This is a genomic window from Marinobacter shengliensis, assembly GCF_030297115.1.
Taxonomy (GTDB): Bacteria; Pseudomonadota; Gammaproteobacteria; order Pseudomonadales; family Oleiphilaceae; genus Marinobacter; species Marinobacter shengliensis.
The window spans coordinates 880,621-894,710 of record NZ_AP028062.1 but is presented as its reverse complement, the minus strand read 5'-3'; the positions used below and the strand labels follow the sequence as shown (position 1 = coordinate 894,710).

The 14,090-nt window shown below is 56.0% G+C and carries 10 protein-coding genes; 5 read left to right on the top strand and 5 right to left on the bottom strand.

Going from position 1 to position 14,090, the window contains the following annotated elements:
• Positions 1-2: 2 nt before the first annotated feature.
• From pilO to QUE75_RS04130, 3 genes are read right to left on the bottom strand one after another with little or no spacing between them, the layout of a single operon-like run.
• On the bottom strand, positions 3-614 hold the full coding sequence (gene pilO / locus QUE75_RS04140) for a type IV pilus inner membrane component PilO (RefSeq protein WP_286253832.1): 612 nt from the start codon (positions 612-614) through the stop codon (positions 3-5).
• Entirely contained in the window at positions 614-1,177 is a 564-nt protein-coding gene (locus tag QUE75_RS04135; RefSeq protein WP_286253830.1) for a PilN domain-containing protein, read from the bottom strand. Before QUE75_RS04135 ends, pilO begins: the two co-directional genes overlap by 1 nt.
• Entirely contained in the window at positions 1,177-2,241 is a 1,065-nt protein-coding gene (locus QUE75_RS04130) for a pilus assembly protein PilM (protein ID WP_106693177.1), read from the bottom strand. The genes QUE75_RS04135 and QUE75_RS04130 overlap by 1 nt, the downstream gene beginning before the upstream one ends.
• Before the next feature lie 238 nt (positions 2,242-2,479).
• On the opposite strand from QUE75_RS04130, the gene QUE75_RS04125 reads away from it, so the two are divergent.
• Positions 2,480-5,008, top strand: coding sequence for a penicillin-binding protein 1A (locus QUE75_RS04125; RefSeq protein ID WP_286253828.1), 2,529 nt, complete (start codon positions 2,480-2,482; stop codon positions 5,006-5,008).
• A gap of 90 nt (positions 5,009-5,098) precedes the next feature.
• Here QUE75_RS04125 and QUE75_RS04120 read toward each other — a convergent pair whose 3' ends face one another.
• Both QUE75_RS04120 and rpmE read right to left on the bottom strand, forming a co-directional pair.
• Positions 5,099-6,364: a malic enzyme-like NAD(P)-binding protein gene (locus tag QUE75_RS04120; RefSeq protein ID WP_061332389.1), complete on the bottom strand. Its 1,266-nt coding sequence runs from the start codon at positions 6,362-6,364 to the stop codon at positions 5,099-5,101.
• Between the two features lie 216 nt (positions 6,365-6,580).
• Complete coding sequence (gene rpmE, locus QUE75_RS04115; RefSeq protein ID WP_061332390.1) at positions 6,581-6,802, bottom strand: 50S ribosomal protein L31; 222 nt, start codon at positions 6,800-6,802, stop codon at positions 6,581-6,583.
• 232 nt (positions 6,803-7,034) lie between these two features.
• Here rpmE and QUE75_RS04110 point away from each other — a divergent pair, with 232 nt between their 5' ends.
• The 4 genes from QUE75_RS04110 (at position 7,035) to QUE75_RS04095 (ending at position 13,817) form a co-directional block, all read left to right on the top strand.
• Positions 7,035-9,200, top strand: coding sequence for a primosomal protein N' (locus QUE75_RS04110; protein ID WP_286253826.1), 2,166 nt, complete (start codon positions 7,035-7,037; stop codon positions 9,198-9,200).
• Positions 9,201-9,303: 103 nt separating this feature from the next.
• The gene (locus QUE75_RS04105) at positions 9,304-11,337 is read left to right on the top strand and encodes an Ig-like domain-containing protein (RefSeq protein ID WP_286253824.1); all 2,034 of its coding nucleotides are present in this window, start codon (positions 9,304-9,306) and stop codon (positions 11,335-11,337) included.
• A gap of 139 nt (positions 11,338-11,476) precedes the next feature.
• Positions 11,477-13,162, top strand: a complete 1,686-nt coding sequence (gene argS / locus QUE75_RS04100) for an arginine--tRNA ligase (RefSeq protein ID WP_061332392.1) — start codon at positions 11,477-11,479, stop codon at positions 13,160-13,162.
• Between the two features lie 7 nt (positions 13,163-13,169).
• Positions 13,170-13,817 (top strand): SPOR domain-containing protein, encoded by a 648-nt coding sequence (locus tag QUE75_RS04095; protein ID WP_061332393.1) that lies wholly within the window; start codon positions 13,170-13,172, stop codon positions 13,815-13,817.
• Positions 13,818-14,090: the final 273 nt, after the last annotated feature.

The following is a 14,090-nucleotide window of genomic DNA, read 5'->3' as shown; positions in this document are numbered from 1 at the left end:
GCTCACTCTCCAGCCCGGTAGCGGTAGGTACGTGCAACAACTTGCATATCAAGCCGCTCACCATCTCCGCCAATTGGTTTTATGGTTAAATCGTGCAATGTCACAATCCGCGGCAGACTTGCCACACTGCTAACAAACGTCGCAAGTTCGTGATACGCACCGGATACCCGGATATTGATCGGCAACTCCGAGTAAAAATCCCGCCGCCGCTCAGGCTGCAGCGCCACTTGCTGCAGAGACAGACCACTACCCAATGCGGTATTGGTAATGTCCTCCAACAAGCCCGGCACCTCAGTCTCACTGGGCAACTGGCGTACCAGCGCGCCAAACGTCTCTTCCATCTCGGCCATTTGAGCCTTGAACACGTCAAGGTTGGCCACCTGATAGGCCTTACGCTCATATTGTTGCTTGAGTTCCTGCTCGGTGCGCTCGACCCTGTCCAGTTGGACATATTGATCTTTGATAAAGAACCAGTATCCGCCGCCAAGAATCAGGCCAAAGATAATCAGTGCAACAATCACTTTTATCGGTGCAGGCCAGATACCGGCGTTATTGATATCGAGGTCGTTGATATCAAATTCGTTCAAGCTTTTGAGTGAGTCCGCGAGGCTCATTAATTATCCTCCCCTTCGGGCTCTGGTGTCTGCTGCTGAACAGACAGGTTGAACTGGCTATAACCTGCACGCCGGGCTTCGGCGGCGGCCACATTGGTGAGATTGGGATTGGTAAACCAGTCCGAGTCTTCAAACTGGCGCATCAGATTGGAAATGCGGCTGTTCGACTCCGCCATACCCACGATCTCGATGCGCTCGCCAGTCCGCTTAAGATCAGTGTAGAAGAGGCCGTCCGGCAAGGTGCGTACCAGCTCATCAAATACCCGAACGATGACCGGGCGAGTACCCTGCAGATCCTGAATTACCTGCATTCTCGCCAGCAATTCATCGCGCTGACGCTTGAGGTTCTCGATTTCCCTGATCTGTTGATCAAGCTGTTTTGTCGCGGTTTCAATATAGGCGTTTCGGGATTGCTGATAGGCAATCCGGCTGTCCAGATCGGATTTCCAGAGAAACGCCAGGCCGGCAGCAACAATAGCTGCGCCAAGGATCATGACCACGAACTGCTTCTGCTTCTCAGCTCGCAGTTCCTCACGCCATGGTCTGAGGTTAATCTTTGCCATCAGTCGAAACTCCTCATTGCCAGGCCGCAGGCAATCATCAACGATGGAGCATCATTGCTCAGGGCTGATGCATTCACCCTGGAACCCACGGCCATGTCGGCGAATGGATTCGCAACCAGGGTTGGCGTACCGGTCTTCTCCTCCACCATCTCGGTCAGGCCCTGAATGGATGCCGTACCGCCTGCAAGAACGACGTAATCAACGGCGTTGTACTGGCTGGCACCAAAGAAGAACTGGAGAGCGCGTGCAACTTGCTGCACAACCGCTTCACGGAAGGGGGTAAGGACCTCCGGCTCATAGTCGTCCGGAAGCCCGCCCTGTTTCTTCGCGAGACCGGCTTCTTCAAGTGATAAGCCGTAGCGGCGCTGAATTTCCTCGGTAAGCTGCTTGCCCCCGAAAATCTGCTCACGGGTATAAACTGTCTTACCCTCAGCCAGCACACTCAGCGTGGTCATGGTTGCGCCGATATCGACGATGGCAACCACCAGCTCTTCGCCCTGGGACTCCAACTGGGGCTCGATCAGTTTGTACGCCCTTTCCAGTGCATAGGCCTCGACATCGACAATCTTGGTGGTCAGGCCGGCAATCTCGAGAGCGTCCTCACGGATATCCACGTTCTCTTTTCTGCACGCAGCCAGCAGCACGTCGACCTGGTCCGGATTCGACTCAGACGGACCCTGCACCTCAAAATCGATGGCTACTTCATCCAGCGGATACGGGATGTACTGATCGGCCTCGAGGGTGATCTGGTCTTCCATCTCGAACTCGTTGAGGCCGCCATCCATCTGGATGACCTTGGTGATAACCGCAGAACCTGACACAGCCACGGCAACCTGCTTAACGCTGGTACGGGACTTAGAGGCCACTCGCTTGAGCACCTCACCCACCGCTTCTACATCAGTGATGTTTTTCTCGACAACTGCGTTGGCCGGCAACGGCTCAACCGCATAGCTTTCGACCTTGTAACGGTCGCCATGCCTTGACAGTTCCAGAAGTTTGACCGAGCTGGAGCTGACATCCACGCCCAGCACTGCACTGGATTTTTTTCCTAGCAATCCGAACACGCGCTCACCCTATACCTGGTTTAATGCACCCGGCTAAGGCGCCTCTGAACCAATCCCTGATACGGCAATCATGACAGAGACGCTTTATGTGTTTTTTATGTAAGAGAATTCTTCAAGTTTTCCGTCTACAATGCAGGCTCTTTGTTATTCAAGAGATCTTGCATTCAGTGAAGCAACTCAACCTTCCTAAAGCAATTTCTCAAATAATAGACCTATATCCAACTGTTGTCAGAAAAAAATGTCTCATTTGCTGCGCACATCTCGTGTTTTCGCCTGGTTCCTGCTCACCGGCCTGAGTGTCGCCATTATTATCGCCTCGGCCTTCTATTTATACCTTCGGCCCAGTCTGCCTCCTGTTCACCAACTGCTGGACGTAAAACTTCAGACGCCGCTTCGGGTATACAGTGCAGACAACAGATTAATAGCAGAATTCGGCGAAAAGAGAAGGGCACCGATCACAATCGAACAGATCCCTACAATTCAGTTACAAGCCTTTCTGGCCGCGGAAGACGCCCGATTCCACGACCATTTCGGAGTCGACATCAAAGGGTTGACGCGGGCTGCCATCGAACTGGTGTCCACCGGCAGTATCCAGTCCGGCGGTAGTACTATCACCATGCAGGTTGCAAAAAATTACTTTTTGTCACGCGACCGCACCTTTATTCGTAAGTTCAACGAGATACTTCTGGCTCTTCAGATCGAACGTGAACTTGATAAAGACAAGATCCTGGAGTTGTACCTGAACAAGATCTACCTGGGCAACCGCGCCTACGGCATCGCCGCCGCCGCCCAGGTCTATTACGACAAACCCGTCGACGAGCTCACCCTTGCCCAGATGGCCATGCTGGCTGGACTGCCAAAGGCGCCTTCTGCCTACAACCCTCTAGCCAACCCTGAGCGAGCACTGATACGCCGAAACTGGATTCTTGGAAGAATGCGGGATCTCGGCTACATCACACAGGAAGACTGGTCAGAAGCAACCAAAGCCCCGCTCACCGCCACCTATAACATGCGGGAAGCTGAGGTAGACGCCGATTACGTCGCCGAGATGGCACGAACGGAGATGGTTCGCCGTTTTGGTGAAGCTGCCTACAATGATGGCTACAGCGTGACGCTGACCGTTGACGGAACCAAACAACAAGCGGCAACGGAAGCCCTTCGCACCGGCCTTGAAAACTACGATCGGCGTCACGGCTTCCGGGGCCCCATCGGCCAGTTTGACGTTGCCGGTATGTCTACAGCAGAGCTGTCCAATCAGCTACTCAACTACCCGAGGGTAGAAGGCCTCATCCCTGCAGTGATCACCTCAGTCAACGATGATGAGGGCGCAGCAAGGGTTCACACCCGCCACCTCGGTCCGGGAAAAATGGACTTCGAAACCATGACCTGGGCTAAGCGATACCGCACAGAGAACCTGACAGGACCAACCCCGGAGAAGCCATCCGATGTCGTTAATGTCGGCGACGTGGTCTATGTGAAGGTAACGCAACTGCCGCAAATTCAGGAGCAACCCCCTGAAACCGACGGCAACGAGCCTCGGCTTGAACTGCAGGTTGCGCTCTCTCAGGCCCCAAGAGTGGAAGGCGCAGTGATTTCTCTGTCGGCAAAAACCGGCGCCATTGAGGCCCTTGCCGGCGGCTACAGCTTTAGCCAGAGCAAATACAACCGGGCAACCCAGGCTAACCGCCAGCCGGGTTCTACGTTCAAGCCTTTCCTGTACCTCTCTGCCCTGGAGAACGGCCGCACACCGGCAACCATTTACAATGATGCACCCATCGTATTTGAGGACTCAGAACTCGAAGGCGCCTGGCGCCCCCAGAATTCATCGGGCCAGTTTTATGGCCCAACGACACTCAGGGAAGGCCTCTATCGCTCGCGCAACCTGGTTTCAATCCGGCTGCTGAGAGATCTGGGCATTCGCCAAACACTGAACTATCTGGATCAATTGAAGATCCCGACCGCCAACATGCCAGCCAACTTGTCTCTCTCCCTGGGGGCAGGCCAGCTCACGCCAATGGAGCTGGCGCGCGGCTTCGCCGTTATCGCCAACGGCGGCTATGACGTGGAACCGTATCTGATTAAAACCATCCAGGAACCGGATGGCACCGTTGTCTACGAGGCACCTGAAACCGTACTTTGCGACAGCGACTGCGAACAGCAACTGACAGATAACGTCAGTGAAGGCCCGCTCACAGAGAGCAACAGCGACACACCGGAAACGGATGGCATTCTGTTGCCGGCAAGCGCTCAGCAGTCTTCGGAAAAACGCGTGATGAAACGCCTGGCCGACGAACGCTCGGTTTATATCATGCACACGATTCTTCAGGACGTGGTCCGTCGCGGCACTGGTCGCCGCGCACTGGCACTGAACCGCAAAGACCTGGCCGGTAAAACCGGCACCACAAACGAACAGAAAGACACCTGGTTTGCCGGCTTCAATCACGACGTGGCAACAACCGTATGGGTGGGCTTCGACCAGCCAGCCCCCCTCGGCCGACGGGAATTTGGCGCAAGCACAGCCCTGCCAATCTGGGTTGACTACATGAAAACCGCCATGCAAGGCGCACCCGAATCTACCATGGCAAGACCCAACGGGATTGTGAACATCCGCATTAACCCCAGAACCGGCGAACGGGCGCGCCCTGGAGAAGATGGCACGTTTGAAATCTTCAAAGAGGAAGATGCCCCAGCGCCGCTATCACAGGACACCAACGGCAACGGGTCTGGCGCCAACGACTCTGACAGCCTGCCCGGACAGATTTTCTGATCCGGCGCAGCCGAGCCCAGCAATGGGCAGACACAAAAAAACCGGCGGGATCTCCGCCGGTTTTTTTGAGGCCCAACAACTACATCCAGATCAGATGATGTCGTCCATGGACTTCAGCGGGTAGTGCGCCGGGTAAGGATTGCGCGCCACACCAGAGTCTACGGCAGCACGGGCAACCGCAGCAGGCACTACGTCAAGCAGACGAACGTCCATCGGCTTGGGAATAATGTATTCCTTACCGAACTCCAGGCTGTCGACACCGTAAGCGGCGCAGATTTCCTGGGGCACGGGCTCTTTAGCCAGTTCACGAATAGCATGAACCGCTGCCACTTTCATTTCCTCGTTGATGGCGGTTGCACGAACGTCCAGCGCGCCACGGAAAATGAACGGGAAGCCCAGAACGTTGTTCACCTGGTTCGGATAGTCCGAACGGCCGGTTGCCATGATCAGATCATCGCGGGTAGCCAGAGCCACTTCCGGACTGATTTCCGGATCCGGGTTGGAGCACGCGAATACGATCGGGTTCGGAGCCATCTTCGCCAGCTGCTCAGCACTCAACAGGTCCGGACCAGACAGACCCAGGAACACGTCGGCGCCGTCAATGGCGTCATCCAGTGTACGCTTGTCTGTCTCGTTGGCGAACATCGCTTTGTACTGGTTCAGATCGTCACGACCAGAGTGGATCACACCCTTGCGGTCGAGCATGAAAATGTTTTCAGAGCGAATACCGCAGCTGATCAACAACTTCATGCAGGCAATGGCAGCCGCACCGGCGCCCAGACAAACCACCTTTGCCTCTTCAATTTTCTTACCCTGCAGCTCAAGGGCATTGATCATGCCAGCTGCAGTCACGATGGCAGTACCGTGCTGGTCATCATGGAAGATGGGCACGTTGCACTTTTCGATCAGCGCACGCTCAATCTCGAAGCACTCCGGTGCCTTGATGTCTTCGAGGTTGATACCACCGAAGGTATCCGCGATACGCTCTACAGTTTCAATAAACGCTTGCGGGCTTTCGGAATTGACTTCGATATCGAACACGTCAATACCAGCAAAGCGCTTGAACAGTACGCCCTTGCCTTCCATTACCGGCTTGCTTGCCAGGGGGCCGAGATTACCCAGACCCAGGATCGCAGTACCATCAGAAATCACAGCTACCAGGTTGCCCTTGGCCGTGTACTTGTATGCGTTCTCGGGGTCCTTCGCGATCTCGCGGACCGGTTCGGCAACCCCGGGGCTGTACGCCAGGGAAAGGTCGCGGGAAGTTTGGGTTGGCTTGGTGATTTCAACACTCAGCTTACCCGGCCGCGGTTTGGCGTGATATTCAAGGGCTGCTTCTTTCAGATCTTGAGACATTGCCACTGTTCCGTTTGTCACGTTTAAAGGTATTAACCGCCGGGGCTCGCCCAACGGAGCGCGACATTATGGCGCGACCGCCCCGAAACGACAAGCCAAAACCGAATATTTTATGACCAGTCAATAGTGCATTTTGCGTATAAGACATCGAAAAAACCGACGTCCAGACACAAAAAAAGCGCCCTGAGGCGCTTTTTTGCAACATTTCGGTGCAGATCAGGCTTTCTTGCCGCCGATACGGCTGCCGAAACGCTTCTGGAACCGATCAATACGACCGCCGGTGTCCATAACCTTCTGCTTGCCAGTGTAGAACGGGTGGCACTGGGAGCATACGTCCAGCTGCAGGTCGTGGCCTACAGTGGAGCGAGTCTTGATCACGTTACCGCATGAACAGGTGGCGGTAATGTCTTCGTACTTCGGGTGAATACCTTCTTTCATGGCGAACCTCTGTCGGTCATGCCGCTACCTGATCACCCGCCGAAAACGGCCTACATGCCAGGCACCGCATGTTTGAATCAATTGGAAAGACCGTGCACAATCATGCCCGGCCATAAACAGACCGCGAATCTTACTGACAAACCCGGCCACAGGCAAGTATCTTGACTCCTCACAAGACTCCAGAACACAACGCCCGGCGCCAGAAGGCCCGCCATCAGGATACGCAGATACCGTGACACGGCCAGCTATCGCCCGAATCGCCCTGAACCGCCCCCTGAGGCGCCTGTTTGACTACCTGATTCCCGACAGCCTTGAGCTCGCACCTGGCCAGCGGGTTACCGTGCCTTTCGGGCGCCAGACTTTGACTGGCCTGGTAGTAGAGATTGGCGTTGAGCCCCCGCCCGGCGTCAACCTGAAGGCTATCAAAGGCACACTGGAAGCCTGGCCAGCCCTGCCAGACAACACCTTTAACCTGCTCACCTGGGCCAGCGATTATTACCAGCATCCGCTGGGAGAATGCCTGTTTACCGCCCTCCCCCCGGCCTTGCGACGGGGTCGGCCCGCTCAGGAGAAAGCCGATGAAAGCTGGCACCCGGCAGCAACAGAGGCCGTCTTACCAGCCAACGCACATCGGCAAGTCGCCCTGTTCAATGCCATCAAGGAATCACCCGGCATTAGCTCCAGCGCGCTGGTGAAATCCGGCTTCAGCCGGGCCCAGATTCGCAATCTGCAACAGAAAGATCTGATCACCGAGGGCGCCAAAGCCATAACTGCGCCGGCCACCAAAGACCTGCCGGCCCCGACCCTGTCCGCCGCCCAACAGGCAGCGTCAGCTCAGATGCCGGAGCACACACACGAATTCTCTGCCACCCTGCTCTATGGAATAACCGGTAGCGGTAAAACCGAACTTTACCTTCATTATTTAAAAACGCACCTCAACGCGAACGAGCAGGCACTGGTACTGGTACCCGAGATCAACCTGACACCACAAACACTCGCCCGCTTTCGCCGCTACTTCGGCAACCGCATTCAGGTATGGCACTCTGCCCTGAATGACGGTGAGCGCCTGAGCACCTGGCTGAAAATCCGCAATGGCGAACCGGTGATCCTGATAGGCACCCGCTCGGCAGTACTGCTTCCTTTTAGCCACCTTCGCACCATCATCGTCGATGAGGAGCACGACAGCTCCTACAAACAGGGCGAAGGTTTCCGGTATTCCGGGCGGGATGTTGCCGTCTACCGCGCTCACCTGAACCGGTGCCCGGTGATTCTCGGCTCGGCCACACCGTCCCTGGAATCCTGGCATAACGCGCAACAGGGCAAATACCAACTGATTCGACTGGAAGAACGGGCCGGCAACGCGAAGCCGCCCCAGCTTGAATTACTGGACATCCGAAGCCGGCCACTTGAAGCGGGACTGTCCCGCCCAACCCTGAATACGATCAAAGAAACGCTTGCGAGGGGCGAGCAAGCACTGGTCTTCGTCAACAGACGGGGATTTGCCCCGGTAATGATGTGCTTTGATTGCGGCCACTTAGAAGAATGCCCACGCTGCGACACCCGACTGACCTACCACCGCCGCGACCACGCCATGCGCTGCCACCACTGCGACTTCCAGATGGCGGCCAGCCACACCTGCCCAAAATGCCAGAGCGAAAACTACAAACCCGTTGGCCAGGGCACCGAGCGCACCGAAGACACCCTTGCCGAGCAATTTCCGGACACGCCCATCGTGCGGGTAGACAGGGACAGCACCCAGCGCAAAGGCAGTATCCAAGCCATCCTGAAAAGGGTGAATACCGGCGAGCCCTGCATTCTTGTCGGCACCCAGATGCTGGCCAAGGGCCACGACTTCCCCAACGTCACCCTGGTGTGCGTGGTAAACGCCGACGGCGGCCTGTTCAGTGTTGATTTCCGGGCACCGGAACAGATGATCCAGACTCTGCTACAAGTCAGTGGCCGCGCCGGTCGGGGCGACAAACCGGGAAAAGTGCTGATCCAGACCTGCCACAGCGACCACCCGCTTCTCACCAACTTGTGCCGGGGTAACTACGCTGCGATCGCCGACCAGCTCCTGGCCGAGCGAGAAACCGGCGCCCTGCCACCCTACCGCGCTATGGCGATCGTACGAGCCGAAGCCGACACCATGCAGAACAGCCTGCAACTTCTGGACACCCTGAAACCCATGGCGCAAAGCCCCGGCATCGAAATCTGGGGCCCGTTACCTGCCGTTATCGCCCGCAAAGCCGACCGCCACCGGGCCCAACTGATTCTGTGCAGCGATAGCCGTGGCCACCTCAATCGCGTGCTGACACAGCTATGCCAATACCTGGACCAAGCCAGACTGTCCTCCAGTACCCGATGGGTGGTTGATGTAGATCCGCAGGAAACCGGCTAACCTGTTCAGCCAACAAAATGTGACGCAGTCGATAACCTGCAAATCGTTACAATCTTTTGCAGAAATCCGCACCCGTAAGCATTGCGTTTGCTCCGACTGTGCTATGATTTTCAGCAAACTACCTAACAAAGCTGTAACAACACCTGAGGTTGCGGTTCTCGTGCAGGGAATGCGCAGCGAAAAGGCTTTTGCTGTAACGAAAACTGGAGATATAAAAATGTCAGGGAAATTCCTTGCGCGTGCGTCAGCGTTGTCGCTGGCTTTTTTGTTGGCGGCTTGTGGTGGAGATGATAGTTCCACCCCACTTGCCGGCGGTGGCAATCAACAAAACAACGACTCCCCGGATACTGGCACCGGAGGCGGTGTAGACACTGATGGCGACGGGGTGCCAGATACCACCATCGGCTCACTCAGAATCAGCGCTTCTCCCGTTCAGATGGGGACCAGCGAAGCGTCTGTATCGGAAATACTCGTATTTGCTCGGGACGCAAACAACGTATTAGCTGAGAACGTTCTTATAAATTTCAGCGTTGATTCCGACGCCACACTGCAGGTTACGCGAAGCACGACAGATGAAACGGGAACAGCTGAGGCGCGGCTCTCAACCCGCCAAAACCCAAAGAACAGACCGGCGACCGTCACAGCCACAGCGGGCGGGCTCGAAGCTTCGATTATGGTCAACATAACAGGGACAACACTCTCCCTTAACGGCCCAACCAACATTTCAGCGGGTAATGCAGGAACCTATACAGCAGTCCTTCTGGATTCTGAAGGCAACGGAATTCCCCTCGAAATCGTCTCGATCGACAGCCCGCTAACGAACCCAGGGACACTTAATACCGACGATGAGGGAGAGGCCGCATTTACGCTTCAGTCGAATACTGCAGGTAGTTACCCAGTTGAAATTTCTGCATTCTCAGGACAGAGCTCACTGAGCGCAAGCCTCGAAGTTAATGTGTCCGACAGCGACTTCAGATTTACAAACCCGATGCCTGGTTCCGAAGTTCCGATTAACTCTCCATCAAACCTGACGTTTTCCTGGGAGGAAAATAGTAGCGGAGTTGCAGGAGAGACTATTTCTATTAGCCTTTCTCGTGGCTTGATTGACGGAGGCCTATCTTTCCAGGGCACAACAGATGCTAATGGCGAAATTTCCACCACCATTACATCTGACTCCGCCGGCCCAGCGACAATAGTTGCTCGTAATGAAGCATCAGGCCTAGAGACCAAAATGAACTTTGAGTTCGTGGCAACCGTCCCCGACAGCTTGGTAGTTCAAGCCAGTCAAACACAAGTAAAGCCAAATGAGCAAAGCAGAATTACTGCGGTTGTAAGAGACGCCAATAACAACCTCGTGAAAAACCAAAGAGTACTCTTCAACATTCAAGAGGGTTATGGAAACCTCTCTACCCCAGATGCGGTCACCGATTCACTTGGCCGTGCGTCCACAGTATTCACTGCAGGTAGCAGCGGCAATGGATCAGATGGAACTGTGATTACCGCAGCCCTTGAAAGTGACAATTCTATACAGGATCAAGCTTTGCTGACCGTTTCCGACGGCCCACTGCGCCTTTCTATCGGAACGGGCAACACCATTCAAGAAGAGAATAGCGCCACCTACCTCAAGGAATGGGTAGTGTTCGTATCCGATGCAAATGGGCAGCCAATTCCTGATGCCGACGTTGAGCTATCTGTACTACCTTCTCGCTACTTTAAAGGTGTTTGGGTGCCCGGCATCTGTGGAACAGGAACAGAGCCTAACTGTTGGGTAGCAGATGTAACAGCGTCCTGTCCAGCAGAGGACATCAACCGGAATGGTCAGCTTGACGCTGGCGAAGACGTTAACTCAAGCGGCAAACTAGAACCAACAAATGAAGCGGTTGCCGTCGCTAACAGCAACGCATCAGCTGATGATGGCGCTTATGGTTTCAATCTCAAGTATCCACAAAGCGCATGCCGTTGGACCGAGGTAACCGTTCAAGCCAAGGTTTCCGTTCGAGGGTCAGAGTTTAGCGAATCGGCTACTACAACACTTTCCTGCCTGGCCAGCGACCTAAATAATCTGGACGTTACTCCGCCAGCAATTAGTGGCGGAAGCCGTTACGGCCAATCAACTAGCTGCTTTGATGCTGACTGATAGCAAATGAACGAGAAAGCCCGGCCCCAGCGCCGGGCTTTTTGCTTACACCCAAACTTTCCGCGATAATACGCCTCTTCTGATTTCAACGGGCGCCCAGCCCTGCACCCATTCTCCTGAAAACCGAGTCATCTGACGCATGAAAGAGACCGTATCCGAGCTTCTCCAGTCCGCACTGGCTGCCCTGCAGTCTGAAGGCACTCTGCCGGCTGACCAGACCTTTACCCCCCAGGTTGGCAACACCAAGGACAAATCCCATGGCGATTACGCTTGCAACATTGCCCTGATGGCCGCCAAGGCGGCTGGCTGCCCGCCGCGAAAGCTGGCCGAGGCCCTGGTGGCGGCGTTGCCGGAGAGTTCAGCGGTCGAGAAGGTGGAGATTGCCGGGCCGGGCTTTATTAACTTTTTCATGAGCACCGCCAGCGCGTTCGGAATAGTGAATACCATCCTGGGCGAAGCGGAACAGTTTGGCCGTAACAACTCGGGCAAAGGTGAAAAGGTTCAGGTGGAGTTTGTGTCGGCCAACCCCACCGGCCCCCTGCACGTGGGCCATGGCCGCGGTGCCGCTATTGGCGACTGCCTGTGTCGCCTGCTGGAAGCCAACGGTTACGACGTTACCCGTGAGTTTTATTACAACGACGCCGGCGCCCAGATCAACAATCTGGCGCGGTCGGTTCAGTCCCGCGTGAAAGGCCTGACCCCGGAGCATGAAAGCTGGCCGGAAGACGGATACCGGGGCGACTATATTGTCGACGTGGCCAACGCCTATATGGCCGGCGAAACGGTGATTGCCGATGACCGGGAAGTGACCGCCAAGGCCGACCCGGACGACCAGGACGCCATCCGCGACTTTGCCGTGGCCTACCTGCGCCGGGAGCAGGACCTGGACCTGAAAGCCTTTGGCGTTCAGTTTGATGTGTATTTCCTGGAATCTTCCCTGTACGAGGACGGCAAGGTGGAAGCCACCGTTGAGCGCCTGAAGGCCAACGGCTACACCTACGAGCAAGACGGCGCCATGTGGCTGAAAACCACCGAGTTTGGCGATGACAAAGACCGGGTTATGCGTAAAAAGGATGGCGGCTACACCTACTTCCTGCCGGATGTGGCCTATCACCTGGACAAGTGGCAGCGTGGCTTTACCACCGTGATCAACGAACAGGGTGCAGACCACCACTCCACCGTGACCCGCGTGCGCGCCGGCCTGCAGGCACTGAAAGCCGACATCCCACAGGGCTGGCCGGACTACGTTCTGCACCAGATGGTGATGGTGACCCGCTCCGGCCAGGAAGTGAAAATCTCCAAGCGGGCCGGCAGCTACGTAACCGTACGGGACCTGATCGACGAAGTCGGCCGCGATGCCACCCGTTTCTTCCTGGCCGCGCGCCGTGTCGATTCCCAGTTGACCTTCGATATCGACCTGGCCCGCTCCCAGACCAATGAAAACCCGGTGTATTACATCCAGTATGCCCATGCCCGTATTTGCAGCGTGCTGCGTAAGCTCGCAGCCGAGGGCGTACAACGGGGCATGACCGAATGTGTTGGCGATCTCAGCCTGTTAACCCTGGACGAAGAGAAAGAACTGGCCAATCAGCTGGCCAAGTATCCGGAGCTGATTGCCAACTCCGCCACCCAGCGGGAACCGCACCACCTCACCCATTACCTGCGTGAGCTAGCCGGCCAGTTCCATACCTATTACAACGCCCACAAGGTGTTGATTGAAGACACCGCCCTGCGGGATGCCCGTGTCAGCCTTTATCTGGCCGTGCGCCAGGTGATTGCCAACGGCCTGGATTTGCTGGGCGTTAGTGCGCCAGAGGAGATGTAAAAAGACCATGGCCAGAGACTACGCCAAGAAAGACCGGCCTGCGGGAAAAGGAGCGGCCTCGTCCAGAAAGCCCGCGCCGAAGCCCCGTAAAGCTTCCCCCGCCAAGCGGAGTGCGCCATCGCACTCCCAGCACGGGGCGCTGTCGTTCAAATGGATTCTGTCTCTGGCTGCGGTGGGTGGTTTTGTCGGCTTTATCGTGTATCTCAACACACTGCCTACGGGCCAGGAATCCGCCAGGCCGAGCCAACCCGCACAGCAGTCTGCCCAGCCCAAAACACCCGCGCCCAGCACCGCCAAGCAGGAGCCAAGCCGGCCACGGGAGCAGAATTTCCGGTTCTACGATATGTTGCCGGAATCAGAAGTGGTGCCCCCCAAGGTTCAGGAGTACTCCCCCAACCCTGCTCAGCAAGACTTCAATTATATCGTCCAGTCCGGCTCTTTCCGCAGCCAGGCGGATGCCGAACGGCAGCGGGCTCAGATCGCGTTCCAGGGTTTGCGAGCGCAGGTTCAGCGCATTGATCTGGAAAGTGGCAGTGTGTGGTATCGGGTGAATGTGGGGCCATTTGAGTCTCGCAGCCAGATGAATGCGGCGGTGGATAAGCTGGTTTCTATTAATATTCAGCCGCTGGTTCGGAAGATCCCGAAAGAAGGCTAGACTGTTGGAGTTGTCGGGGCTCAGGAAAGGTTTTACGAAACACGCTGTGAATACATCCCTGTACGCTCCGCTCCGCCATCCATGGCTCCGCAGGGTTTCGTAAAACCTTTCCTGAGCCCCTCCAGATATTACTCCAGTGGATTCTAAAGCGGGGTCTGCCCCCGAGGGGTCCGAAAAGATAACCGCGCCGGAGATTGGGACAGGTTTGCGGGGGTGCTTTTCAAAACCTTGCGGAGCCATGGATGGCGGAGCAGAGCGTACATGGACGTATTC

Coding starts and splice junctions, on each gene's coding strand:
- QUE75_RS04105 (WP_286253824.1), top strand. CDS start 9,304: ATGATTTTCAGCAAACTACCTAACAAAGCTGTAACAACACCTGAGGTT.
- rpmE (WP_061332390.1), bottom strand. CDS start 6,802: ATGAAAGAAGGTATTCACCCGAAGTACGAAGACATTACCGCCACCTGT.
- pilO (WP_286253832.1), bottom strand. CDS start 614: ATGAGCCTCGCGGACTCACTCAAAAGCTTGAACGAATTTGATATCAAC.
- QUE75_RS04095 (WP_061332393.1), top strand. CDS start 13,170: ATGGCCAGAGACTACGCCAAGAAAGACCGGCCTGCGGGAAAAGGAGCG.
- QUE75_RS04120 (WP_061332389.1), bottom strand. CDS start 6,364: ATGTCTCAAGATCTGAAAGAAGCAGCCCTTGAATATCACGCCAAACCG.
- argS (WP_061332392.1), top strand. CDS start 11,477: ATGAAAGAGACCGTATCCGAGCTTCTCCAGTCCGCACTGGCTGCCCTG.
- QUE75_RS04135 (WP_286253830.1), bottom strand. CDS start 1,177: ATGGCAAAGATTAACCTCAGACCATGGCGTGAGGAACTGCGAGCTGAG.
- QUE75_RS04125 (WP_286253828.1), top strand. CDS start 2,480: ATGTCTCATTTGCTGCGCACATCTCGTGTTTTCGCCTGGTTCCTGCTC.